At 39.0% G+C, this 25,893-nt stretch carries 29 protein-coding genes and 1 pseudogene; 6 read left to right on the top strand and 24 right to left on the bottom strand.

The features are described from left to right. Positions 1-25 precede the first annotated feature (25 nt). Positions 26-1,657, top strand: a complete 1,632-nt coding sequence (locus MUN88_RS07100; protein ID WP_244722712.1) for a thioredoxin domain-containing protein — start codon at positions 26-28, stop codon at positions 1,655-1,657. A gap of 54 nt (positions 1,658-1,711) precedes the next feature. Here MUN88_RS07100 and MUN88_RS07095 read toward each other — a convergent pair whose 3' ends face one another. After that, positions 1,712-1,933, bottom strand: coding sequence for a helix-turn-helix domain-containing protein (locus tag MUN88_RS07095; RefSeq protein ID WP_244722710.1), 222 nt, complete (start codon positions 1,931-1,933; stop codon positions 1,712-1,714). 10 nt (positions 1,934-1,943) lie between these two features. Continuing rightward, the gene (locus MUN88_RS07090) at positions 1,944-2,426 is read right to left on the bottom strand and encodes a DUF2975 domain-containing protein (protein ID WP_244722708.1); all 483 of its coding nucleotides are present in this window, start codon (positions 2,424-2,426) and stop codon (positions 1,944-1,946) included. 137 nt (positions 2,427-2,563) lie between these two features. On the opposite strand from MUN88_RS07090, the pseudogene MUN88_RS07085 reads away from it, so the two are divergent. The 4 genes and pseudogenes from MUN88_RS07085 (at position 2,564) to MUN88_RS07070 (ending at position 4,444) form a co-directional block, all read left to right on the top strand. Beyond that, positions 2,564-3,315, top strand: a pseudogene (locus MUN88_RS07085) (amidohydrolase family protein). Further along, positions 3,300-3,524: a DUF3951 domain-containing protein gene (locus MUN88_RS07080; protein ID WP_244722705.1), complete on the top strand. Its 225-nt coding sequence runs from the start codon at positions 3,300-3,302 to the stop codon at positions 3,522-3,524. Before MUN88_RS07085 ends, MUN88_RS07080 begins: the two are co-directional and overlap by 16 nt. A 39-nt stretch (positions 3,525-3,563) precedes the next feature. Next, positions 3,564-4,001: a hypothetical protein gene (locus MUN88_RS07075; RefSeq protein WP_244722702.1), complete on the top strand. Its 438-nt coding sequence runs from the start codon at positions 3,564-3,566 to the stop codon at positions 3,999-4,001. 77 nt (positions 4,002-4,078) lie between these two features. Beyond that, positions 4,079-4,444 (top strand): hypothetical protein, encoded by a 366-nt coding sequence (locus tag MUN88_RS07070; protein WP_244722699.1) that lies wholly within the window; start codon positions 4,079-4,081, stop codon positions 4,442-4,444. Here MUN88_RS07070 and MUN88_RS07065 read toward each other — a convergent pair. The 16 genes from MUN88_RS07065 to MUN88_RS06990 form a co-directional block, all read right to left on the bottom strand. Then, positions 4,420-4,836, bottom strand: a complete 417-nt coding sequence (locus MUN88_RS07065) for a hypothetical protein (protein ID WP_244722696.1) — start codon at positions 4,834-4,836, stop codon at positions 4,420-4,422. The two genes, MUN88_RS07070 and MUN88_RS07065, sit on opposite strands and share 25 nt — an antisense overlap. A 65-nt stretch (positions 4,837-4,901) precedes the next feature. Beyond that, positions 4,902-5,102 (bottom strand): RQC domain-containing protein, encoded by a 201-nt coding sequence (locus tag MUN88_RS07060; protein ID WP_244722694.1) that lies wholly within the window; start codon positions 5,100-5,102, stop codon positions 4,902-4,904. 238 nt (positions 5,103-5,340) lie between these two features. Continuing rightward, complete coding sequence (locus tag MUN88_RS07055) at positions 5,341-5,742, bottom strand: hypothetical protein (RefSeq protein ID WP_244722691.1); 402 nt, start codon at positions 5,740-5,742, stop codon at positions 5,341-5,343. 5 nt (positions 5,743-5,747) lie between these two features. Further along, positions 5,748-6,317 carry a hypothetical protein gene (locus MUN88_RS07050; protein ID WP_244722688.1) on the bottom strand — a complete coding sequence of 190 codons (570 nt, stop codon included), beginning with the start codon at positions 6,315-6,317 and terminating at the stop codon, positions 5,748-5,750. Positions 6,318-6,718: 401 nt separating this feature from the next. After that, positions 6,719-7,882: an SEC-C metal-binding domain-containing protein gene (locus MUN88_RS07045; protein WP_244722685.1), complete on the bottom strand. Its 1,164-nt coding sequence runs from the start codon at positions 7,880-7,882 to the stop codon at positions 6,719-6,721. Positions 7,883-8,928: 1,046 nt separating this feature from the next. Further along, on the bottom strand, positions 8,929-9,498 hold the full coding sequence (locus MUN88_RS07040) for a flavodoxin family protein (protein ID WP_244722682.1): 570 nt from the start codon (positions 9,496-9,498) through the stop codon (positions 8,929-8,931). Next, on the bottom strand, positions 9,499-10,713 hold the full coding sequence (locus MUN88_RS07035) for an MFS transporter (protein WP_244722680.1): 1,215 nt from the start codon (positions 10,711-10,713) through the stop codon (positions 9,499-9,501). 330 nt (positions 10,714-11,043) lie between these two features. Next, entirely contained in the window at positions 11,044-12,279 is a 1,236-nt protein-coding gene (locus MUN88_RS07030; protein ID WP_244722677.1) for an ATP-grasp domain-containing protein, read from the bottom strand. Then, a complete protein-coding gene (locus tag MUN88_RS07025; RefSeq protein ID WP_244722674.1) occupies positions 12,273-13,202 on the bottom strand; it encodes a transketolase family protein in 930 nt (309 codons plus the stop codon). The genes MUN88_RS07030 and MUN88_RS07025 overlap by 7 nt, the downstream gene beginning before the upstream one ends. Beyond that, positions 13,199-14,014 carry a thiamine pyrophosphate-binding protein gene (locus tag MUN88_RS07020; RefSeq protein ID WP_244722672.1) on the bottom strand — a complete coding sequence of 272 codons (816 nt, stop codon included), beginning with the start codon at positions 14,012-14,014 and terminating at the stop codon, positions 13,199-13,201. Before MUN88_RS07020 ends, MUN88_RS07025 begins: the two co-directional genes overlap by 4 nt. Further along, positions 13,986-15,866: a M20/M25/M40 family metallo-hydrolase gene (locus MUN88_RS07015; protein WP_244722669.1), complete on the bottom strand. Its 1,881-nt coding sequence runs from the start codon at positions 15,864-15,866 to the stop codon at positions 13,986-13,988. Before MUN88_RS07015 ends, MUN88_RS07020 begins: the two co-directional genes overlap by 29 nt. Continuing rightward, positions 15,863-16,903 (bottom strand): N-acetyl-gamma-glutamyl-phosphate reductase, encoded by a 1,041-nt coding sequence (gene argC / locus MUN88_RS07010; protein ID WP_244722667.1) that lies wholly within the window; start codon positions 16,901-16,903, stop codon positions 15,863-15,865. Before argC ends, MUN88_RS07015 begins: the two co-directional genes overlap by 4 nt. Then, a complete protein-coding gene (locus MUN88_RS07005) occupies positions 16,900-18,228 on the bottom strand; it encodes a DegT/DnrJ/EryC1/StrS aminotransferase family protein (RefSeq protein WP_244722654.1) in 1,329 nt (442 codons plus the stop codon). Before MUN88_RS07005 ends, argC begins: the two co-directional genes overlap by 4 nt. Continuing rightward, complete coding sequence (locus MUN88_RS07000) at positions 18,188-18,829, bottom strand: degT/DnrJ/EryC1/StrS aminotransferase (protein ID WP_244722651.1); 642 nt, start codon at positions 18,827-18,829, stop codon at positions 18,188-18,190. Before MUN88_RS07000 ends, MUN88_RS07005 begins: the two co-directional genes overlap by 41 nt. Continuing rightward, positions 18,822-19,697 (bottom strand): RimK family alpha-L-glutamate ligase, encoded by an 876-nt coding sequence (locus MUN88_RS06995; protein WP_244722648.1) that lies wholly within the window; start codon positions 19,695-19,697, stop codon positions 18,822-18,824. Before MUN88_RS06995 ends, MUN88_RS07000 begins: the two co-directional genes overlap by 8 nt. A 4-nt stretch (positions 19,698-19,701) precedes the next feature. After that, positions 19,702-19,875 (bottom strand): lysine biosynthesis protein LysW, encoded by a 174-nt coding sequence (locus MUN88_RS06990; protein ID WP_244722646.1) that lies wholly within the window; start codon positions 19,873-19,875, stop codon positions 19,702-19,704. Positions 19,876-20,010: 135 nt separating this feature from the next. Between MUN88_RS06990 and MUN88_RS06985 the strand changes: the two genes are divergently transcribed. Next, positions 20,011-20,901: a LysR family transcriptional regulator gene (locus tag MUN88_RS06985; RefSeq protein ID WP_244722643.1), complete on the top strand. Its 891-nt coding sequence runs from the start codon at positions 20,011-20,013 to the stop codon at positions 20,899-20,901. Between the two features lie 252 nt (positions 20,902-21,153). Here the strand turns inward: MUN88_RS06985 and MUN88_RS21845 are convergent, their stop codons facing one another. From MUN88_RS21845 to MUN88_RS06960, 6 genes are all read right to left on the bottom strand, one after another. Then, positions 21,154-21,363, bottom strand: coding sequence for an IS1096 element passenger TnpR family protein (locus MUN88_RS21845; RefSeq protein WP_369809953.1), 210 nt, complete (start codon positions 21,361-21,363; stop codon positions 21,154-21,156). Then, a complete protein-coding gene (locus tag MUN88_RS21840) occupies positions 21,327-21,686 on the bottom strand; it encodes an IS1096 element passenger TnpR family protein (protein ID WP_369809952.1) in 360 nt (119 codons plus the stop codon). The genes MUN88_RS21845 and MUN88_RS21840 overlap by 37 nt, the downstream gene beginning before the upstream one ends. A gap of 162 nt (positions 21,687-21,848) precedes the next feature. Continuing rightward, complete coding sequence (locus MUN88_RS06975) at positions 21,849-22,148, bottom strand: hypothetical protein (protein ID WP_244722640.1); 300 nt, start codon at positions 22,146-22,148, stop codon at positions 21,849-21,851. 25 nt (positions 22,149-22,173) lie between these two features. Then, positions 22,174-22,890 (bottom strand): dihydropteridine reductase, encoded by a 717-nt coding sequence (locus MUN88_RS06970; protein WP_244722637.1) that lies wholly within the window; start codon positions 22,888-22,890, stop codon positions 22,174-22,176. Positions 22,891-23,208: 318 nt separating this feature from the next. After that, complete coding sequence (locus MUN88_RS06965) at positions 23,209-23,733, bottom strand: GNAT family N-acetyltransferase (RefSeq protein ID WP_244722627.1); 525 nt, start codon at positions 23,731-23,733, stop codon at positions 23,209-23,211. A gap of 202 nt (positions 23,734-23,935) precedes the next feature. Beyond that, positions 23,936-25,840, bottom strand: a complete 1,905-nt coding sequence (locus tag MUN88_RS06960; protein WP_244722625.1) for an endonuclease MutS2 — start codon at positions 25,838-25,840, stop codon at positions 23,936-23,938. Positions 25,841-25,893: the final 53 nt, after the last annotated feature.

Here is a 25,893-nt window from a genome sequence, read left to right as displayed (position 1 = left end):
TTTATAACAAGAAAGGATGATGGAGATGCCAAATCAATCGAACATCACCGTATTTTTGAAGGAGGGAGAATTGGAATCTGAGAAAATGAAAGAAGTCCTTCGTGATACTGGAAACTTATTTTTTAAGCGATTGGATACGGAGACTAGCTTACATGAAAATGCTGTGGTTTATCTGAGCGGTAAGGCAACGATACCGCAATTATTTATTGGGAGTTATCCAATTGGAGGTACAGAAATTTTAGAAAGGCTTTGGAAATCCCGGCGTATTCGGGATATAATTCACTTTCTTACAGAGGAGCCGGGGATAAATATGGGTGCATATCACGCGGAAAGTCTTGAGATTGGTGCAGAAGATTCCCATTTCATCGATTATATACCAAAAAGCGATGGCACGAGCAGTAAGGATCCTGAACAATGGCCAATCCTGCACTTTTACAAGGATTTCTTTGGATTCTGGCCGAACACCTTCGTTTATTTACACCATTGGCCAGAGGTATATAAGCGATTTTTCTACTGTCATAATATGCCCACCATTCAATCTGCAAAGAAAATTTTAGGTCCAGCAATGTTGTGTGCCGTAGGATATGCCACTTCTAATGCGCATGGCTGCAATTACTGTCAGGTTCATAGTGTCGCAACAATGGGTGATATGTCCATGACTGCTATTGAACAATTACGTCTCGCTCGAATCGGTCAGCGTGAGGAAAACAATCCATTCGATGAATATTGGGTTTCGATAGCTGACCTCGCAAGCATGGCTACATTGAACCAAGTACCACCACACTATCTAGAACGGTTACATCACCTTGCTCCATCGGAAAAAAATCGTTTCGTCGTTAACGAAGAAATAATGGCTGTAGCATTAGTGAGTGCTGCATTTGGCTTCCTCAATGTATTTAACGACCTTGTCGGTTTAGAAATTGAAGGTGGCTGGGCGGTTGCAGCCGAACAACGATTACAATTAGAATCCGGTCGACATGCGGTGAATAGTAATCAGAACCCAACCAATCTGGATCACCCCTTACCAACTAATGGACCTAGTATTGATCAGATGATGAAAAAATATATAAAAGAAGTAAAAGATTACTCCTCCTATTGCAAGCAACATGTTGGTATGCTACCCCCATGGATAGCCGCTTTTCCAGAGCACTTACGATCCTTACAAGCCGCCTTCTATTCGGAGGTAATGACACATAAGCCTAATAGTCATCTTACCTGTGAATTAAAACACTTGATGGCATATGTCTCCCATATCGAAAAAGAACACCAGAAATTAGCAGAAGCAGAGGCCTATATGGCACATTTTGTATCCAGTGACAAGAATAGAACGATAGAGCGTATTCAGCATGCGTTTGCTATTGCCAGTCATCGTGGCGGCAACTCGCAATTATTTAGCTTGGCAGAACAGGCAGCTTTACAATTAGCTTATGTATCAGCACAAATGCCATTAGTTACTCCACGTCGTTTTTCACAACAAATTGCAGACCATTTTGATGCTGATACATGCATTGAACTATTTGTTGTTTGTGGCATTGCATCACTCAACCAACGCTTCACCGCTATTATCAGTTGGCCACAGGATCCGGTTATTTTACAATTTATGAATGAGAATAAGCTCGAGAGAAACCTTGAAATATTACGTTTTCCATTACTATAGTCAATGTGTAAAGGAGCTGCACACATTAGTGTTTCAGCTCCCCTGCACGATCTATCAAACTTCATCGTCTTCGTCACTTGTATATTCCAATATATCCCCAGGCTGGCAATCCAATGCCTTACAAATCGCATCTAACGTCGAGATTCGTATCGCCTTCGCTTTACCATTTTTCAAAATAGAAAGATTCGCCATCGTTATCCCAACACGTTCCGATAACTCTGTCACACTCATCTTCCTTTTCGCCAGCATTACATCTATATTTACGATAATCGCCATAATCGTCACCTCAAACCGTTAAATCATTTTCAGATTTTATGTGGATCGCCTCGTTCAGCAGTCGTTGGAGAACAGCGGCAAAGATTGCTACCACCATCGCTGCAAATATAAGCGCCATGCCCACCAAGATCACTCCCGGTGCGTCATCTCTTTCTGCCACCAGAAAAAAAAGCGGCATTCCGATTACGAACAAACCACTAATCGTAATCGCACTCCATTTGATATGTTGTAACGAAATAACCGACAACGTGGAAAAAGCCTGATTTCTGTCAATGTAACTCAACAGTCGAAACGCCTGATACAACGCATAATAAAATGGAATAGCTGACGCATAAAAAACAAACAAGACTAAATATTTTATGATAGTAAAATCCGGATACAGCTCCGCGGCGAAATCCCCAATTTTCGGGACTAGAAATATACAAAGAGCCAGAACCGGAACCCCCATCAGGATCACAGCTAATTTTAGAAAAAGGGTTGAACCTCGTTTCATTAAGAACACCTCTAATCGTTTTTGTCTACTATAATTTAACATGTTATTTATCGTTTTGCAATAAATATTTGTTGTTTTATTTAATCACGCCGAACAATTGGTATTTTATGTTGAAATGAACGATAGGGGAGAACGCCATGCGAATTTTTGATGGGCGTTTTCATATTATTGATGACTGCTTTCCACTTAAGGAAAACCAGGGCTATTTGCCACCGAACTATGTAGTGCACGATTATCAGAAAGAAACCGCTGCCTTGCATGTATCAGGTGAAGCAGTTGTATCTGGTTCCTTCCAAGGATTTGACCAGGAATATCTGGTACATGCATTGAACCAGCTGGGATCCATTTTTTGTGGTGTCACGCAATTACCTTCAACAGTGACAGATGAGGAAATCATCCACTTACATAACAAAGGGGTAAAAGCCATACGTTTTAATATCAAACGAGGCGGTTCGTCAACTTTAACCCAGCTCGATTACTTGGCAAGAAGAGTATACGACATAGCAGGCAGGCACAGTGAACTGTATATAGATGCCAAAGACTTACCCGAAATCATGCCGACGCTTGAAACGTTACCTGCCATTTCAATTGACCATTTAGGCTTGTCCGAGGAAGGATTGCCTTATTTATTATTTATTACAACTGATCGATAAAGGAGTTCATGTCAAAGCAACAGGCTTTGGCCGTGTCTAACTGGATGTTGAAAATGCTTTGAAAGCAATATATCAAACAAATCCTGACGCTCTTATGTTCGGGACAGATTTGCCATCGACAAGAGCAAAGAGACCTTTTTGCCTATTCTAATATTACATGGATTCAGCGCCTCTTTGATGAACAGACAGCCGATAAAATTCTTTATACCAGTGCTTTACAATGGTATGGCAAGTGAACGGAACCATTTCTGAAAGGACGGTGTTTTCCATAGGACTTATTGTTATCGTGTTTGTTATTTTAGTTGTCAGCATCACGATTTTTAAAATGGTTTCTGGAAAAAGGCTTCCGGATAATAGCTATACACCATATGACCATATTACTGGCCAAACCGACATCGACTTTCATGACGAGAAAAAGGACGGGGAGGAAGAGGACGATGACTAATGACCGTGTGAGAGCCATCTGCTGAGAGGGGGAAGGGATGTGAAGAAATTTTTATCACTATTATGTTTATCCGTAGTAATTGTAGTAGCTTGTTCAGAAGTGACGCACCATGATTATACCTTCACCGGGGAAAGTGAGCATTGGGAAGCTGAGTATGTTTATGAAGGAACTGAAAAACGAAGAGAAGAGGACGGCGTAGAATCGTATTCGAATGAAATGGACTATGAATTCATATTAACATATAAAGGGACACTGGAAGAGCTCTCTCCCTTAGAGAGACTGAGCTACTCATATGAAACAACATCTAGCGGCGGGGAGTCAACAAGAACATTCAATGAACCACCCAGCAAAGTAACATTTACGAAACGCGGAGGCTCAACAGGCAGCTCTGTAATGAGTAAAGATGAAGTAATACAAGTGACCGTCAAATGGGGCGAAGCTGAGGAATTGTTTGAGCTGCGAAATGAAAGGAAGTAGATGTCATATATACAGACAAAACGGTTTTTTACGACAATTTTGAGGGAACAGAACATCTTTTATAAGGAGGTATCAAAATGACATTCTCCAAACACCTTCTTCCTATCATAATTTTTTCTATATGTATAGTTGGGTGCACGATTAGCAGTACCGGCAACCCCACTTCAAGAGAATTTTTACAGAATGACGACGCTGATATTTTTCAACTTCATGATTATGTATTTTCCAATGCACAAGATGTTGAATGGGTACAGGAATTGGAGTATACATTAGGCAATCAGGTCGGTGAAATCACCAAACAAACCGATAAGGCGTTCCAATTCACAAATGGCACAGCAAATAAACTGCCGGTTGGAACGAAGATATTTGAAACAGATTCACCAGCGTACATCGCCATTGTTGATGGGGAGGAAAAGGTCTATTTGAAAATGGTGGAAGGGTAATAACGAGGAGATGAAAAAACAATGAATCTGCAGTCCGTCTTTTTCCTTGTCATGTTTTTATTAAACTTATTGATCTCATTATTCCTTTCCTGGATCGCTTCCTCATCAATCGGATCCTGATTCTCCAATGCTTCGATCGTTTCTTGAATCGCGGCTTTTACCTTTTTATAATCAATCTGCTTCCATAATTTTAAGTATGGGATGTACGCTTTATTGCCGGATTCCTGAACTTTTTCCAGCATCAAAAGAAGCATTTCCCTGTTTCGACCTTTTAAATAGGTCATGTCCACATCTAGCGTGCCCTGCTTGATCCATTCCTGCCACTCACTCAAGAATTCATCTACCCTTTGATCACGCTCAATGATCCAGCCCCGTTCTGTGTAAAAAATCATAGGGAGCTTGCCATTATATTGGATCTCAAGGAATTTATGATCGATTATTCAATCGATTTTTTCCTTCACCACATCCATTTTTTAGATTTAAAATAGCCGTAAACCGGGCACTTATCCAGTTCTAATTCTAATACCCTTTTCTCTCGCGAACCTTTTAAAATCTTAGCAAGGAGCGTTCCCCCTCCTTGTCCAATCAACTCGTCTGCTGCTCGCAATATCACTTTGATTTCTTCGACTGATAGGTTATTTCTGTTAGCATCCTTCAAAACGGCAAGTCCTCCCAATCCTCTGTGTGAAAAGGTTCTTTTACCTTATTCTGTTTTTTGTTCGATCCTTTATTGTGCTGAGGCTTTACAGTCAACACCTTCCCAAACTTTTTGCCATATCATTCACTAATCCATTCTTTCACAGGCGCTTTCCACAATTCATTAGGAGCGGGAATATTTCGGATAAGACTCTTTGGATTCAACCCCAATTCCTTCGCCATCTGAATATCCGCCTGATTTAGCCTGCACTTTTTCTTCGCTTCTTTCCATACCTCTGCATTTTTCTTTTTAGCGGTTTAAATGGCCCCCTGTATGGTAGCTTGTTAGTTTGGATTCTAGCAAAATCCGAATAGAATTTCCACAAAACAATAACACCACTCAAAAGGAAAGCTCCTTTTAGTGATAAGAGAAGGCGAACTCTGTTTATAGTAGTCCTGTTGGTGAATCTTATGGACAGGATTTTTGGTTTCTCTTTTAAAATGGTTACAAGATTGATTCTTATGGACAAGATTTCCGATTTCCCTTTTGAAATGGTCGTAAGATTGGATCTTATGGACAAGTTTCTCAGTTTTCCTTTTGAAATGGTCACAAGACTCATTCTTATAAACAAAAATTCAAAAAACCCTATTAAACTGTCCATAAGAATCAATCCTCAAAATCATAGTCAAAATAATCCTTAACAAAATCCACCATCGCATTACTGCCCTCTTCATCTCCGATATAATCCAGGTCAAAATCATAGAAATATAAATAGGCAATACGCTGTTTCTCATCAGAGGTTGCGATCATCCCGAAGGACTTTGGATAATGCGTGTGGCTTTCCTCGTTTCCTTTCGCTACCTTAAAGGTATAACTATTTATTGCAAATTCATAATCAGGAATGATCGTTTCTTCAGAATGATCAGACGAAATTTCATGGTTTAAAAAGGTATAATGATCTGCTAGTTTTTCTTTTGCACCCTCATATGTCTCCTCATCATATTGAACAATCAGTGCAACAGAGTGAGCCTGAAACAACAGGATTCTTTTGTGCGTATAGACATATTCAACATCCTCATATTCAAGTAAATCATCAAGCGCTGGCATCATGTCTTTGGCATGTTCATCCAATCTGGTTCCGGTGTTGAGGTAATCGTCGATAGCTGTGCTTGATGTCTGACCACACCCCGACAATCCACACGCCAATATCATTATCATCAAAAGTGTTTTTCTCAAATTACACCACCTCCTATCGCACCTTACACACTTATTTTAGCATAATTTTCCATTGAATAATTCTTAAATTAAAAAGAAGATTTCTCCCCAAAAGCAATAGCCTGCGTGACCAGCGCCTTGAACCGGGTCGAGTTGGGCTCACAATTGTAATAAATCACATAACAAAGACTTTCCACAGTGTCATCGATCCCATCACTTTTAGTTCCTTTTCTTCTAAACCATACAAATCTTCTTGCTCTGCTTTACACTTTTGGCTGCTTTAGTTCTAAACCTTTCTTTACTCATTAGAAATTCAACTCGTCTTTTAGCGAGTGCCATCGCTTTTCCTATACTGGGTACACTTTAAAATTCTGTCATCCCATATAAAAAATCCCGATCATCCAAAAAGATGATCGGAATCTCTACCGTCCACAGCACTTCTTATACTTTTTGCCACTGCCGCATGGACATGGATCATTTCTTCCTATTTTCGTTTTCGTGACTGTTTTGTTATTCTTTGCTTTTTTCTGTGAAAAGGGGATAATAGTTGAGTCATTTTTATCTCGGAGTTCCATAGGCGTATGGCCCTTCAATATCCATTGTCTCGTGTTGTTCATCAGCTGCACAACTTGAGCAGTAAATGCTTGCAGGGAATCTCTGCCTTCGAATTCGAAAGCTTCAGATAAAAACTCCATCACTTCACCCAGGCTCTTGCCATAATTAATGTGGATGACACACTCATCGACAATTTCAGCTGCATCCAATTTATCTATATCATAATGGTTGGTGATATAGCTGACAAATTTGCGATAACTTTGATTGGTTTCCGTATAGAATGGTTTGTTCGCCTCTATTAATTTTGCCTTGGAAAATGGATAAAAATCTACATCCGGCCGCTTGTTATGCTCTGCCTTCACCCGCTCCGGATCCCTCACCAGCATATCTGACAAGCCATGTTCATCAATAATGAAGTCATCATGGAAGGCATTCATTTCTGGAAGAACCGACATAAGCTCATAGGCGTCAATTTCTGTATTGGTATACCCTTCCAGCAATTTATACAGCTGTGCGGCATCTAATGTACCGTAAAAATGTAATAAGCCGTACGTCAGTTGTCGCCATTCTTTATTTCTCTTATGAATCTCACGAACCTCAGGATCTACAAGCAATGCTTCGATGAATTGCTCCAGTTGCTCCGGCAAGATAAGGACTTCTTCCCCATTCACTACTTCAGGAAAAATAATCCCATGCGTACATAGATAATGTTCTGTAAAAAATGGCATGCCCGCCATATCATTTTTTCCTTTAAAAGTGATTACTTTCTTCAAACGCTTCATCAGGTCCGTATCCCAAGAATAAGCTTTCTGCCAGAGCATTTCTGGAATTTTTTCTGCTAACACAGCAACTAATTCATCTTTTTTCAATTGGCTGAGGCCCGTCAATTTCCAGCTGCCTCTTATTTTATCTAAATCCTTCTTGGGATACTTATTTAGAATTTCTGTTAATGACATGGATGGTGAAAGAATTTCATCAGCATGCTGTCTCATCTTTTCGATCGGTTTACGAATCGTTAAATCTTCTGCCATTTGTTAATCCCTACTTTCTAATATATTGTTTGATGCGATCCGATTATACCATCTATAATAACCATACGTTATTTTGGCAGTCATTTCTACTTTGATCAGATTTACCATTTTACTATGTTCATAGAACCTTGACAATTCTCATGTATTTACTAAAAATAACGACATACAATAAGGGAGGTCTTACGCTTGGGAATCATTCGCCATATTCATTGGATCTTATTATTTTTAGTAACGATAAACATGTTAACCCTTGTTCTTAGCTTTCCACCCTCGAGTCCGGATGTCGTAGCATTGGTTATTGGAGGGATTGGCTTTATTGGGGTTTGTGCTGTTGTTTTTTATGTGGAGAGGAAGAAGCAAAGGAGGAAATAAGTTTGATTGCAACATTTAATATTTCCATCCAGGATGTTCTCGCATTAAACAAAAATATATTATATACTGCTACATTTTACAAAAGGCTGATATCCATTTGTAAATGGCTCATATCTAGCACTCTCTTTCTTTTGATGCTAGTCTGGACATTTCGTCATGTATTGATAAATCAAGAAAGAATCATTACCTATGAAATACTTGTTATTCTAGCAATTACAGTCTTCATATTTCACTATTTTGAACATATATGGATTTGATTAACTATGTTGATGCTTGATGTATAAGCAACTCTATAAAAAAATAAACCTGTTGGAATATTAGGAGATCAAACGATAACTATTGGTGAAAATGGCATTGAAAGAGTAACTGAAATGAGAAAGGATGCCTATAAATGAAGTCAATTCGAAAAAATAATGGAAGTTGAAAACTATTTTTTTCTTTACCTTTCTGACATCCAGGCGGTTATTATAAAGAAGAATCCGGATAATCTTCGTTTGGAAGAGACCGAAGTGTACCAGGATCTTATTATTTCCAACTATCAAAAAAATAAAAAAAGATGAAAGATCTATTGTTAGTTTCATTATCTTTTAGTTTAGTATTAATGGAAGGCTAACCTAATTAAAAAGTATAGAAAAAAAACACAAACGCTAAACCGTTTGTGTTTTCGATCTTACTTATAAATAATTACCCACTTCATCTCTTTTTCGCAATAGTTTTCCCAACTTCCAAGCATCTTCCATCGCTTCCTCATCTTGCAAGATATCATCAGGCTTCGCCGCTTTCCCTAATACATATCCTTTATATTGCAATCCGATAAATTGACAGATATAAGTAAACTGTTGTACGAGTGGGAGACCTTTCTCGCGGGGATTATCTCCCCCAACCGCAATAATATAAGCCTGTTTTCGCCCCATTTTTTCTTTAAAATCCGGATACTTATCATCTCTTACCGTTTGCGACCAACGATCAATAAACCGCTTCATCACACTAGTCATCCCATACCAATAAATAGGTGTCGAAAAGATTAAAACATCACAATCTATGATTTGATCAATGATACGATCATACTCATCATCGACTCGGTCAAATCCACCTTCGTCATGTCTTTGGTCAATAATATCTTTGAACTCATAGTTTTTTAGATCCACTTCCGTGACATCTGGTAAATGTTTAATGACTTCTTCCGTTAAACGTGCCGTGTTTCCGTTCTCTCTCATACTTCCATAGATGACGCCAAGCTTCATTTAAACCACCTCATAGCTATATTTTTCTTTCTTCTTACTCCTTGATACACTAACATGTAATACTAAACCACAAAGCATTAATCCTCCCATACAGATGAAACCTATATTTGGAGAAAAAACATCGATAAGCAGGCCAAGTCCACCAGCAAAGACCGTTTGTAGTAATAAGGCAATACCCATCCATACCGACATCGCTCTGCCCATTAAAGGTTTTGGAACAATCTCCATAAGCATTGTATTCATAATAATTCGTATCGATGAATTGGAAAAACCAATTAAGAAGCTGCCCAGGAATATGAAAATAACGAATACGTTAATAGATAAGCCCATTAATGTCACGACCGATAAGCTAAAAATGATCGTAATAGCTTTATTTTCTGTCATCTTTTTGGCAAGTGGAGCCGCGATAAACCCTGACATCAAGCCACCAATTCCGTACGCCATGTCTGAAAAGCCAAAAACAACAGAATCAGCCTTCAGCGTATTACTTACGTATTCAGGCAGCACCACATTGAAAATCATCGTCGTTACTAATGGCACAATGGCTACTAACCCAATCAGGAATGTTAATCGATGGGAAGCCAAATAATGAATACCCTTTTTAAAGGATTGAACATACCCTTCCCCTTTGTCTTCTAACTGGATAGACTGATACTTGACAAAAATCATAAATAAACTGCTTATCACAAACATCGAGGAATTAATGAGCAGGATGGTTTCGAATCCGGCAAACTTATAAATAAAGCCAGAAGCCGCCCCTGCCATGAACATTCCAACCTGTAAGCTGATCTCAATTAACGAATTACCCTTTGACAATTCCTCTTCTGGTAATAATTCTTGAATGAGACTTCGCGAAGCAGACATGTAAATACTCCATCCAACTCCATTAATGATCGCAAACAGATAAATATACGCAAGTGCAAACCCATCGATCAGAAAGACAGCTGTGAGCAATCCAATGGACACTGCTCTTAGAATAAATGTTAATTGAATGACCACTTTTCTATTAAATTTATCGGTCAGAATTCCTGTTAATGGGGAAACTAAGAAACCAGACACCACATTAAGGGCCAACATCAAGCCTACAGCCCCGGTAGAACCAGTTTTGTCCAGGAGATACCAATTTGCTCCAATCGTACTCATCCCTACCCCAAATCCAGATATGATATCTGCTAGAAAAAAGAATAAGAAGCTTTTTCTAAATAACACCGACATCTCATCACCTCTTCATTTAGTTTGTCGTACCTTCTACATTATTACTACGGCGAGCTTCTCTCTTGCTGACATTTTATATAACGTACAAAAAATACTATCACAGTAATCTTGTTCGATAAAACGGAAAATCCAAATCGCTGCCATCGGAAAAAGCGATGGCAAATATGATGAAAAACTCGGCATTCGCCTTGTCTTTGAGCGGGTGGCGTAGTTTTGTACACTCTAAATTTTCACTACGTCGAGCTTCTTCCTTGCTAACATTTTATCCTTTCCTAACGTGTAAAATAGAAAAACCCCACAAACGCTTATGAATGTTGGGGTTTTGTAGAACTACTGATAAACTAATTGAATGGAATTGATTAAATCCATTGCTTTCCTTTTTGCCTCTTTCGCGTTTTCCCCTGTTGTTATCACATAGCCTAATCGATCATCTGAACTTTCAGGAATTTTTACTGTATCCCCTGGATTGACACTAATGTCATACTTAATGACGGATGCATCATTTTTTATATGCTCCATTCCCTCTATTGACGAAATCTGTCCATTTTGTCTTGAGGTGAGGAATGCAATCGATGTTGCCTTTTGGACGGGGAAAGTATCTTTAATTGGTAAGTTCAAATAAAAATTAACCGTTTCTTCAAAAATGTCGAGGCCATATGTGTTAAAAAGTAATTGAGAGGCGATATTATCACCACCAGGCCTGCCATTCACCTCTATAATTTTCGGACCTGTATTGGTTAACCTTATTTCCACATGACTAGGGCCATTATCGATGCCTATTGCTAACATGGCCTGAACACTCACGTTAATCATTTCTTCTACTCTGTCTTCCTGGCTGGACGTAGGAGCGGTGTGTGAAATTTCCACAAAATAAGGTAAATCGGAAGTGATTTTCTCTGTGACGGATGAAAAAACCACTTCTTTATCCTTCAGAAATAGCTCCACACTAAATTCAGGTCCCTCTAAATATTCCTCTACTAAATAGTCCGTACTTACATCAAAGCCCATATACGTTTTTTTGAACTCTCTTAATTTTTGAAAAGCAGTTCGCAATTTCTCTTCATTATTAATAAAAAAGACTCCCTGACTACTCGCACAATTTGTTGGCTTGACGACAACCGGATAGCCAATCTTGGAAGCAGCTTGACAGGCTTCCTCATAGTTTGCTACTTTAGCATATTGTGCGCTCGGTACATGATTATCTCTATACGCTTTACGTGCTAAATCTTTATTTCTGGCATTGTATGCAGCAAAGGAGGGAATCGTCGGTAACGATAGCCACTCAGCCACTTCTGCTGTATAGTGAGAAGCATAGTCTGTCGCAGGAATCAAAGCATCTAATTTCCCATAATAAGGTGATTGCTTGATTGCCTGATAAATGGACTGTGGATTTCGAATATCAGCAACTAAAAAATCATCATAAAATGTTTCATAGTTGTATTTTTTAGGATTGTCTAGAGATGAACCGATTGCGATTACTTTGCATCCTTTTCTGTGTGTGCGTTCTACAAAATCAACGCCATAGAAGCTTGGTTCTACAAAAGCTACCACCTTTTGATCTACCAATTCACTTCAGCTCCTTCACTTAATAGATTTTTCACTTTTTCTTCCAATGCTTCATAGTCAAATGCCAGATATGCAAGTGTTTCTTGATGAGAACCACCATATACCGGCCATTCTTCTCCACAGTCAAAAGAATAGACACGATTATCCGGCATCAGGACAGCTAGCAAAGAAGCAGTCCCACCCGCTAACCGATGTTCTTCGACCACTAAGAACGTATTTCCATGCTCTTCTAACTGCGCAATACTATTTCTTAAACTTACTTGATCGATATAACACAGATGAACATGAGATATTTCAGGATATGCTTCCTGTATTTTTTTACACAATTCTGTTCCTTGCTCACCAATAGATAGTAAACAAAGATTTCCGTTTCCTTTCTGGTTCACGAGAGGTATAGTTGCTTGATCATCGTCTCTATCTAAGCTGACAAATGACTCATTTCGAGACAACCGAACATAGTAAGGATGAGGAGAAGAAACAGCCTCCCGAATAACCCGTCTGGTATCTTCTTCTCCATACGGACAAGCAATCTTAATGTTAGGAAATGTCCTCACTACCCCAATATCTTCTAATGAATGGTGGGTTGTTCCAAACCAGCCTCCAGAAACACCTCCGTATGGCGCGATAATTTTAATGTTCTTTTCCATATATCCCATTGCTAACTTAATACTTTCCGCTGAACGGAGAGAAGCAAACGTGGCAAAAGTCGAGAAGAAAGGAATAAACCCAGCTTCCGCCAATCCAGCAGCCATATCAATACTTGTCATTTCCGCAATACCCATATTGAAAAAACGATCCGGAAATTGAGACTCAAATTGGTGGTTCTTTCCTCCCAAATCTGCTTCTAAACATAAAATACGATCATCGTCTTCGGCTATTTTGGTCAATTCATCTCGGTAAGTATCACGACCTGATAACGTCATACCATACTCCTTTTCCACTTATTTTTTAATCGATGAGGGATTTTAGCATAATGAGCCTTCGGGTTGCCCTCAATATCCGGCACACCTTTACCTTTCACCGTATTGGCAATAATGGCAAAAGGCTTTGAGGAAGCCTCAAACGCAAGTAAAGCCTCTCTTATTTCCCTGAAGTCATGGCCGTTAATTTCGATCGCTTGAAATCCAAATGATTCGAACCGCCCTCTTACGTCTTCTATCGGGGAAATATGGTGAACAAATCCATCATTTTGGCCACCATTACAATCAACTACACATAAAAAATTATCGATCTGCTTTGACTGAACAACTTGAAACGTTTCCCAGCAAAGCCCTTCCTGGAGTTCGCCATCTCCACAAACAGCTACCCCAATACCTGCAGAACCTTTTAATTTCTGAGACAATGCCCATCCCGCTGCATAGGGGATGCCGTGTCCAAGACTCCCTGTAGAGTACGGAATTCCCTTGATTTTATGATTGGGATGTCCCGTCAATAAAGAATCACTTCTTCCATAACTCTCTGCTGGATTCTTTTCCAATATACCTAACACATAAAGAACGGAATACAATGCAGCAGCAGCATGCCCTTTGCTAAGTACTACCTGATTGCGGCTATCATCCATATACTTTTCAAATAATGCGATTAGCAGATCGGTAACCGATAGGCTTCCTCCTATGTGGCACCCCGTCTCTGTTGCTGCAATATCTATAATGGCTTCTCGAGTCTTCTTCGATAGAGCCTCCTGTCTTTCTACTGTCTTGGACATATCATTGGCTAACTCTTTGTCGATAAGCACGCTTCTCCACCTCCGTCACTCTAGAAAACCAGTTCTCTATTGCATCTTTTAATATAATCCTGGATTGATCGATTTCACTATAGGTTTGAAACTCTTGATTGGTATGATCAAGATTAGAATCTCCTGGTCCATACGCTATAATCGGTACATCTGTCCAGGTTGTTGCCAGTGTATTCATATCGCTTGTTCCTGTCTTCTTTAAATATTTACACTTTACCTTTTGGTTCGCAAAACTCTTTGCGAATGATTTTACTAATGAGCAGTTTCTTTTGTTGATAAACCCTGGTGTTGCTCTTAGGACATCAATCGTAATCTCTTCCGACACGCTTAAGTCCAATTGACGGGCATAGTCTTCCCTTACACCTGGAGATATTCTGAAATTCAATATTGCTTTTAAAACATCCCTGTCCTCTTCTTTATATTGATTAATCCTTGTGGTAGTGGCCACATGATCAGGATCTATATCCTTCATCCTGTCTCCTAACTCTTCTTTAATCATAAAAAACTGATCAGCAACGCTCACATTATCTCTCGAAGCACTGTGTTTTTGACCCTTGTTTATCGTGATTCCTAACTTAAGCAATCCATGATAGCCTAGCGTCAGATTATTTTGCCCACTCGGTTCACCAATAATAACGGCGTCTGCTGAGTGATGATCCCTCACATAATAGGCACCAGCCGAGGAGGATACCTCTTCTTCAACAGCGCCAATTACTTTTAATTTGCAGTTATTTGGGACCTGTACGTCCTTCAGCATCTGCACAAAATTCACAAAACACCCTTTCGCGTCGACAACCCCTCTCCCTGAGATGGTTGTCTCATCACTTTGCACCTTCCATAAATGCGGAACCGTATCTACGTGCCCTAATAACAACAGGGTATGATCACCATCCCCTTTTTCAAAGACGATGTTTCCCGCACGATCTACAGCGTTGATTACACCAGGGATCTGAATGTGATGCAACAGATATTGGGTGAGCTCCTCTTCGTTATGAGAAACGGAAGGAATTCGTACGACTTTGTTCATTAAATCATAGCTATTGTCGGCGTCCTCCATACCCCAAAACCATGAGGATTGAGCGTGTGACATAGACGGTCCCATAATAGCTACATCACAGATACCTAGACGTATAGCTGACTGAGCAGCTCTAACTTTTTGCTTCATTCTTCCTTGTACATAATCCAATGGATCGTCCAAATAAATATCCTTGACCGTAGAATCAGGATCATCCACGTCCTGAAGCAATCCATTCGTTCCTGTAACAAAACGCAAATGATGAGCGTTCATTGCTATAGCCAGATGGGCTGCCAGCATATCCGCATCGATATTCAGGTACTGCTGGGAATGGGCTGCATTCTGTATCGGCGGCGTTAAACAAACGACATCATAATGATCCAGCAGCGACTCCATCAACAACTTGTCACAGGAATCGTAGTTGCCATACAGGGAATCTCTCACAATCCCTTTCTTGCCTTCTTTCACAACCTTAAGCGGTGGGCCTTGTTTCCCTAAGACCAGTCCTTGGTCACCTGCACATTGCACGAACGTTTTTAACCCTTGATCCCGTAACCCATTTGTCAGAGCAGGAATCATCACTTGCTGATAAGCATCGTGAATATGATTCATTTCTTCCGTGGTACAGTATCTCGCTTGGTTTCCGTTGTTCAACTCTAAAAATGTGACCTCTCTCTGTATCGTTTGATAGTACTCCTCGATCCCTTTGGCTCCTCCTGCAACAAGCAAGATCTTATTACCTTTCTCCGATAGTCTTTTCACTTCTTTGTATACCGTGTTGTCTGGAGATAGAACGGTACTGCTCCCTACTTTTATTACATACAACGGACTAATCATGGCCACATCCCTTCATTCTGAAAGTGAAGAAATTGGTACTCTGGATAGTCAAAAAACTGATTAAAGGCTTGGATCGCCTGTCCGGCAGCCCCTTTGATCATGTTATCCAACGTACAGATGGATACACAGTTCTTTCCATCTACGTAGGCCGCCACTTCCACTCTGTTCGTGCCAGCAGTGGATTTGATCATCGGATTAAATCGTCCACCACTATCTTTTAAGTAATCGATAAAAGTCAATTGCTTAAAATCACCGTAAAATGACCGTTTGACATCTAATTCCGAAATGTTTTCTTTTAATTGCGAATAAGCGGTCACCATGATACCTCTAGGTAAATCTAAGCTGTATGTAGAAAATTGCACTTCCAGATCTGCTCCACACATATCTCGAAAGGCATGAATAATCTCAGGCTGATGCCTATGACCGTGAACCTTATGAGGACGTATATTGTGAGCTCTCTCTGCATGCGTTTCAGAAGATTTCTTTCCTCCTCCACTAGACCCTGTTTTTGCATCAATGACTACTCTGTTTTCAATTAATTGATGCTTCACAAGTGGGTAGAGAGAATAGATACTCGCTACTGCCATGCAGCCTGGCAAGTTTATTATTTTTGCATTTCGATCTATTTGATGAAATTCGGGAATAAAGTATTGTGATGCTAAATAACTGTCTGATTTAAGTGATTGGGGGTAATATTTCTCAAGCTGATCAAGTTCTTTCAGTCTAAAATCTCCACTTACGTTAAAAACGATTAAAGCTTTCGCTTTGATGTCATCAATATAAGTAGGCAAGACGCCGGTTGGAAGACACGAAAATATGACATCAAATCCGTGCGGAAGTTCATGAACAGGCTTAAATTTCAACTGCCGATTTTTGCTGTTCAGAACACGATAATATTTCTCTACCGATTGCTCGGCTAATGATTCAGAAGATACAAATTCGATGGATACTTCAGGTTGATTTTTTAATATTCGATAGATTTCCATGCCAACAAATCCACTGCCACCTAAAATAGCAACTTTGATTTTTGTTTTCATCCTAATCTTGCATCCCTTTCATATGGAGGTTGAATAGCATCGAGTTCTTCAGCAACTTTTCTAATCTTATCTGGATTTTGGTCAATTTTTTGAAATGCTAGTGCATAAGATTGAATTCTTTCATACTCTATAGGAGATCGCAGCTCCCGACAAATAGTTAAAGTGTTCCGAAACATAGCTAACGTATTCGGATAGTCCTCGATCTGGTATTTTCGATCCGTATCGCTTAGGCAGAACGGATACTGATTTCCAAATCCTTTCTTATTCTGAAACGGAAGATGACCCGGAATTGGTCTATTTTGCCACTCCCTTGCAAAAACACCTTCCTCCATGATCAGTTGTTGTATCGCTTCTTTCACTTTATAATCCTCCAGATCATCCAAGCCTTTCTTTGCAGGATTTAGCTTGATGCGATACATATTATAGCTGTGGTTGAATCCATCCGGCACATAGGGAGGGCTGAATAATTCCGTCTTTTCTAACGCATCACTTAACAACTTTGCGTTACGTGCTCTTACTGCATCATAATAGGCCAGTCTTTCCAACTGACTGACTCCAAAAGCAGCAGCAATCCAAGACATGCTATAATCAATCCCCGAATCCTCTAAAAATGCTAAGGCACGATGATAGTCTTCTTCTTTTTTAAAGAAGGCCATACCACCTTCTCCTCCTACTGGAAAATTCTTATCAGCCATTAAGCTTTGCCCTGCTGCATCTCCTATGGAGCCACAAATCTGTTCGTGAATCGAAGCGGAATGAGCATGGGAAGCATCTTCCACAAGCTTCAATTCATATTTATCACAGATTTGTTGCAAGGCAGGTAAATCTGCCGGCAGACCATGAACATGAACGGGCATAATGGCCTTTGTTTGATCAGTTATGAGTGCCTCTACTTGAGAAACATCCATGCAATAAGAATCCGGATCAATGTCTGTAAAGACTGGGATAGCTTTAGCTGCTACCACAGCCTGCGCTGTCGCGATGAAGGTGAAATTAGGGATAATCACTTCATCCCCCGGCTTCACTCCCGCCCCAACTAAAGCAAGATGTAAGCTCGAAGTTCCACTTGCTGTAGGAATGGCATAATTTGCCCCAACGTACTTTCTATACTTTTCTGCAAACTCATTAATCACGTTATTCGGCTCATGTTGGATCGAAATTAGCATTTGCATAACATCTTCTTTTGTAATGTACGGAAAATTCGTCTTCCGATTATCATACGGTAATACGGGTTCTCCTCCAAAATAAGCCAGACTCTCGAACACCATTTCTTCAGACGGGAAATCAAGTGGTTTTTGCAAAAAATCTGTTCTCAACCATCTCACCTCTTTTTAATAAAGATAATTTCGCACAGGCAGCGACTAACGGACTGATTCGATAATTAAACTGAATACCAGGCTGTAAATCCGGGTGACTCTCCTCTTGTGTCCACATCGTTCTTAGGTCAAAGGCGCCAAAAATTTTTAATCTTTCCGCTTTCTCCCACATTCTGTTGTCCTCCGTTGCCATTAATGCACACGGCCCAAATCCTAATTCTGTGAAGTCCAATACTAAAGTGGATGGTTGCTGAAGATCCTCTTCAAAGCTTCCAATATTTTCCCAATTTACCGAAAACCGCTCAAAGGTGTCCTGCTCCATCGCATATTGATTGGTTATACCAAGCCAATCAATAAATTTTTCTTCCTGGTCTGTCGTATTGGATAATGTAACGAAGTCTCCATGGCCAATATCGTTACCTTGCAAGGCTCCATGCAGGGCGCCTGTATAACTATTAAAGGTGGATACATAAGGTAATTTCGTGATTTTAGCAATGGCATTTTCGAGACCTTTGATCTCCTTTTCGTTCTTTTCGATACTCATGATAATCCCAGAGTTTAAGACTCTGGATAAAACAAAAGAGATTTGAAATCGCATGTTTTTATCCATATACTTTCTCCTTTCTATCTTGGCCAATGACATCTTCTACGTAACCAGCAAGTAAAAATGGGATGTTGACTTTATGCTCTTTGAAGGATTGTGCAAATTCCGGATTTTGATTAATTTCACAAACTAAATATTTTTCTTGTGTAAAGTCATACAATAAATCTAATCCATATACGCCTGAATCCATTGCATCTATCACTTTATTTACTAATTCGTGAATCTCTTTATCAATAGCTATAGGTACAACGGATGCTCCTAAATGTGTATTCGTTTTCCAAGATTCATTAGATACTCTCTTAAAAGCAACGACAGGGAAAGAGCCAATAATGACTACCCTGATATCAAAGTTTCCTTTATTAATGAATTCCTGCGCAATAACAGGAAACTCTTTATTTTTGACATCTAATGATTCTCGCGCTGCTATCCAGGCATCTAGACAACGTTGATTTTCGATCAGACAAATACCTCGTCCCCATGAAGACGTTGCCGGTTTAATTAAAAATGTATCCCCGAATTGAATATGGCTATCTGTTAAATCTCCAGGCTGAAAGGCAACTTTATAGTTTGGTTGAGGAATATCATGCTGTTGAAATAATAATGCTTGCAGAATCTTATCTGTGCATACATTGATGGAAGCAGAAGTGTTCATTGTTCTTAATCCCGCTTTCTCTAAAATATGGGCCCTTTTCTTTGCTTCTATTTGAGATAAACAACGGATAATAGCAAGGTCATACTTTTGGTTGAATATATCATCCAAAGGCAGACTCATAGAATCTAAGATGACCTTGACCTCTATATTTTTTCTGTTTAATTCGCTGATGATCATTTTTTCTTCTTCTCTCAGCCTCGTTACACACATTAAGATTTCCATGACATTATTCGCCCCATGATTCTTCAATTTCAGGTGCTAATTCAAGTGTTAACAATCCGTTTGCTTCCACTACTTCATGCTCTTCGCCACAATCAGAGCATTCCACAATTTCTCCCACAAAAGCTTCATTTTCGACCTCAATAGCAGACTGACATACCAGACAATTAGCATTCTTCATCGTACATTCCTCCTATTTTTTATTATTTTTTACACATTTTGTGTGTGCAACTACATTTTATGGTAATATGTATCTGTACACCAGATGAAAAAATCGATGGTATGAATCGGAAATGATGATAGGAGGGAAAAATCGATGGATATGAAGCAATTATCGACATTTCAGGTTGCCAGTGAAACGTTGAATTTCACCAAGAGTGCTGAAATTCTAAATTATGCGCAATCAAGCGTAACGTCTCATATCAAAAGCTTAGAAACAGAGCTCGGCGTTAACTTGTTTGAGCGGCTGGGAAACAAATTAGTGCTAACCCCGTTCGGAGAAAGATTCAGAGTATATTCGGATGCGATCATTACCCAATACCAATCGGCAATGGAAGAGATAAATTACGATAAGGATATGACTAGTACCATCATTGTAGGGGCAACAGAAAGTCAATGCACTTATAAAATTCCTGACGTGCTAAAAGAATTAAAATTGTTATTCCCAAATGTGAAGGTAATCATTAAACCTGTTCATAAATTATCTGATATTCAGTCTGAGTTACAATCAGGAGAAATGGATTTTGCTTTTATATTCGGAGAGGGTATGGAAGAAAGAAATAACTTGCAGGTTTCCAAATTATCCAAAGGGCACTTAGTTTTAGTAGCTTCTCCCGCCAATAAAGCCACGAACATTGAAAACCCTAAACTGGAAGACTTAATTGAAGAAACACTTATTTTAACGGAAAAAGGATGCTCCTACAGAAAGTTATTAGAAGGTATGCTTCACAACTCCCAAATTAAATTTAATTCTACGTTCGAAATCACCAATATTGAAACATTAAAAAATTGTGTAAAGTCTGATCTAGGTATAGCTTTACTACCCTATGAAGTTGTGAAAAGAGAAGTGGAAAACGGTGAATTAACGATTCTACCGTTATCACAAGTAAAAGAACATGAAATTTCCCACTTTCTTTCTTGGCATAAAGACAAAAAACTTACCCCTCTATTAAATACATTTATTTCACTTAGTCAGAATGTTTTCTGATTTTATGAATTAAAATATCATCGCTTTTCTGCATGATAATAGACCTCACTACTGTTAGTGGCAAGGTCACTCAAAAACCTTCCACTAAATGCAACAGTAAATCCTTACTTTCCTATCATTGAGCGTTTGAAGCACCCATCATTAAAATATTGCTTCAAACGCTTCATCCCATTTTTAAATGATAAAGAAGAGGTTTTCATTTATTAAATGACTGTCATTTCTCTTTACATTAAAGCGTCCATAACATTCTCATCATAATGGATAAGCCTGTCGAGTTCTACCCGCTTTACTAAGCTGTTCATTCACCCATTCCTTATCAAAAGGACGATACCCTGCAGATTTTGCCCAACTTAACATCCGTTCCTTGTCTGGATGATCATTTGATGTGATAATTTCTAAAAATTCACTATAGCCAGGCATTCCACCTACATCTTCTGGGGGTGTTGCTCCCTCACCCTCCAAGCAGACTGGATAACGTGAATCAAACGCTTCAATCCGCTTTTCGACTTCGATACATCTCCTAAGTCATAGGTATAAGCGATGCTCTTAAATTGTTCCAAGGCTTCTCCTAACACAACTTGATCGACATATTCCATAGATTGTCCGTCTTGTTGATAAGCAAAAGCTTCCTCATTTGATACAAGCAGGTAATCTGCCTTCGGTAAATAATAATCATCTAAAAAAGATACCTTTTGCTGATAAAGATGAAACTCATGAAGATGCGAATCTGTCCAATTAAAGGCTTTTTGCAAAATGTGATGGAGATCATAGAACGTGCCATTCAACGGTACAATTAGTCTACCATGATAAACTTGGAAGGTACCCTGCTCACGGTGGTTGTCGTCATCACTACACTAGTATTTTTAGCAGCAGCTGTTTGGTTTGTTAGAAAAGTGATTATAAAACCGGATGACCGTGGAGAATAATAAAGAAAAGAATCGCTACCTTTATCTGGTAGCGATTCTTCTTTTCCTATAGTGATAAACCAGTCCAGCCACAAAAGGTATAATAGAAAAACCCATGAAATAAATCGGCATAAGGATGATGCTTAGCTTCAGCAAGTCCTTTGCTTCATAGCTGACCCCACCCGCTTCAAAATAAACCCTGCCAGCACAATCGCCCTTGTCGAGTGCTTCATTCGGACAATTCGACTTCAGTTCAATCACATATTGTCCGATAGAAATCTCCACCCAGAACAACCTACCCTCTATATGCCCTGACCAATAATGCCAAGCACGCCCGTTCATCGAATCTATCTACTATTTTGCTCGCTTAAACTGAGATATCTACGGATAAAAACTCAGGCATCATATGTGGATGCTTGTCGAGCATAACCTGTTCCGGCTTAATATCTTGCTCACGCAGTACTGCAATGTTCTGAACAAGAAATTCGTCACTACCGACAACATAAAAGAGACCATCCTTGTCTGCAGCAAGTTTTTCTACTTCTTTATAGTAAGTTTTACGGTTATCGACGAACTGTGAAGTGAACTTTTTGTCAGGTGCTGACGCAAAAACATCCGTGAATAAGAAATCCTTTGATGAATCGATGTTCAGAGAATGAATTTGATCGACGTTGTCAGCACGCTCGAAATAATCAAGTACAAGCGGTCTGAATGTTGCCAGGCCAACACCAGATGACAGCAGGTACACATTTTTGTCTTCTCTTTTCAGTGGTACATTCGAATGCGTTTTGAATAGGGCAACGTCACTGCCGACCTCAAGATTTCGTAAAATCGTTTTAAACTCCGAGCACTGCTCTCTGATACGTGTGGTGATACCGATAGAGTTTTCGTGTGGCAAAGTGGAGATGGACATGTGGCGAACCAGGCTGCGGTTTGGTTTATCTCCGGCATTAAAGCCTTCCATTGCGAAGTGGGTGTGGGAGCCTTCTTCCCATGTAAAGTCTTTCGGACAGTCGAGCATATATGTTTTAACCTCAGGCGTTTCATCAATAATCTTATTTATTTTCGTCCAGTATATTTGCATGATATCTTCTCCTAACTCACTTATAGTATTGTTAATAGCTATTATACAACAATTGATAACAATTCTCAATTAAATGGATTAGTTTTTTCTAATAATTCACTAATCGTTAGATACCATCAAGTAAGATTCGTTCTCAACGTATACTTTTATAATTCAGTAAAAAACATCTCAAAATAACCCGCAGCGGTCACTACGGGTTATGGATAAGCGGTTCCTTCGGAGAGATCGGCTATCGAAGCGGGATAGACCTCTCCTTGTTACTTGTAGAGCAAATAGGGAGGTCTATTTTTGTTTAATCAAGGACATGCATTTTATTTTTTAGGGTAAATCAGATGCTAACATCCCAAAGACAATACTATCCGTCCATTCCGCCTTATTCCAGAAATTCTGGATAAAATGTGCCTCCTTTCTCATACCTACTCTCTCGCATAACTTAATAGATGCCTCGTTTCTAGCATCTAACGTTGCCTGAACACGATGTACGCCGTATTCCTGAAATAAATAGGACATTAAAGCTTTCACCGATTCTGTTGCAAAACCTTGTCCACCAATTGTTCTTAAAAACGTATAGCCAACTTCAACCGTGTCTTTCATTCCTGTATACCATACGGAAAGGTCACCGATTACTTGGGAGCGATACAACACTGCTAAACTGATGGAATTGTTTTGCGTTAATGTATGATTTGCTAATTTCTTCTGAAAATGAGCATGCTTATTCTCATTTGTCCACCGTTCATGCAACAAATACTGGCATGTATGTTCGTCGTTGTAAATTGTGAATACTTCATCTGCATCACATTCTTCAAACTTCTTAATAATAAGTCGATCGGTTTCTATGTACATATTATCCTCCCAGCACAACTGATCCTCACCATACATTATACTACTAGATCATAGTAACTCCGAATCTTTGTTTGTAAACGTATCTAACAACGCTAACTTACACCTACTAAAAAAGAACCCATTTTGATCAATCTTTCTTCAAAATGGATTCTTTTAGGTGTGCGACTTATTTTTGTTCCTATTTTATAGATACCTTGTTATTTCATTTTCTATTCTTTTTCCTTTCTTTTTGTATTTTTCGAAGTGCTTTTTTTGAACCACGCTCTAAATCATGCTGCATTTTTCGAGTTTTGAAATCTGTAAACAATGATTCGATATCATAACCCTCTGGGTATAATTCCTTCGCAGTTAACTCTAGGGAAATTCGCTTCACACTGATTTCCACAAATTCTCCGTTATAGAACACAACAACGTTATAAAATGGATCCATTTCTTTATATACAATCCCAACGTCATCGCGGTCTAGCAGCTTTACACGATCCCCTTTTTTATATTCATACTGGTACGAAATACTTTCCGCTTTTTTCAGCTTAGGTTTCCGTAATTTACTCTCATGGACTCGTTCCAACTGGTATTCTTTATGCTCCATATATTGCTTCGCTCGTTGTAGAACATGTTCTCGAAGATTCATTTTTCTAGAAATCCAGAGAGCGTTACTTTCTCCTGATTCACCTATCACTAATTGATACATTGGTTCCAATGTATCACTGTCAAATTGCATGGCTGCATTCATAAAGTCATCGTGCATTTCTGAAAAATGTTTAATTTCGCCGTAGTGAGTTGTCGCTACTGTTATACATCCCATGTGATAAAATTCCTCTAAAATTGAAATGGCAAGTGCTGATCCTTCATTCGGCTCTGTACCACTTCCTATTTCATCAAATAGTAAAAGGGTATTATTATTGGATGAACGCATAACTTCTGAGAGATTTTTCATATGTGATGAAAATGTACTAAGCGCATTTTCTATACTTTGGTTATCCCCGATATCCACGAAGATGTTCTCAAACACTGAGATTTCTGTTTCCTTATTTGCGATAATGTGGAAGCCTGACATTGCTGCTAATGTTAATAATCCGATTGTTTTTAATACAATGGTTTTCCCGCCAGCATTAGGTCCCGTAATAATTAAGCTTCGATAATCTTTTCCTATTTCAAAATCAAGTGGTACAGCTTCCCCTGTTAAAAGCGGGTGCTTACAATCCACTAATTTAATATAGCCATAATCGTTTAACTTCGGTTCAACACCGCCAATTTGTTTACTGAATTTCGCTTTTGCAAATACCATATCGTATTGGCTAATAAGCTCCATATTTATCTTGATGTCATAGATGTTCTCTAAAAGCATTCCTGTTAAAGCAGCTAATATTTGGTATTCTTCCATCGCCTCTTCCGCTTTCAGACCGGCAAGTTCCCCGCCTAATTTTGTAACTGCAGCTGGTTCGATAAACACGGTGGAGCCTTTAGAAGAAACCTCGATTATGGTACCTGGAACCTGATTTTTGTAAGAAGCCTTAATAGGAATTGTAAAACGATCATCCTTCTTACTAATAAAGAATTCCTGGATATATTTCTTATTTGTACCGTTATTTAAGAATTTATTTAAACGGTCGTTTATTTTTTCCTCGGTCGCTTGAATGCTGTTTCGGATTCTTCTTAATTCTTTACTTGCAGCAGAAGCTACTTTGTTCCCCTTAATCGAAAAATTAAATTCCTCTTCCAAATGGTGAAATTCGGTCATCGAATTGGCATATGATGCTAGTACCGGTGCGAAAAATTCTTTCTCCATCATAAACTTTTTAATTTTTCTGCAGCCTCTTAAAAAGTCTGCTACAGTGGTTAATTCACTTGGATCAAGCATGATACCTTTTTCAAGATTTTGTATCGTACTATCAATATTGGATACTCCTAAAAATGGCACACGGCCCCCTGCATCTAAGATGGTTCGTGCCTCTGTTGTTTCATTCAAACGATTTTGAACTACTTTCAGATTTGTACTTGGTTTTAATTTATCTAGTAATTGTTTACCTAATCCACTTACACAACAGGATTTTATTAGTTGTTTTAATTCATTATATTGAATTTTCTCGTACGTTGTCTCATTCATTTTTGGATTCTCCTCATTATGATATTTTCATAAAAGAAGATACCTACTCATTA

The organism is Gracilibacillus caseinilyticus (genome assembly GCF_022919115.1).
Lineage (GTDB): Bacteria > Bacillota > Bacilli > Bacillales > Amphibacillaceae > Gracilibacillus > Gracilibacillus caseinilyticus.
Note: the sequence above shows the minus strand (reverse complement) of the source record. Positions and strands in the feature narration are given on the sequence as shown.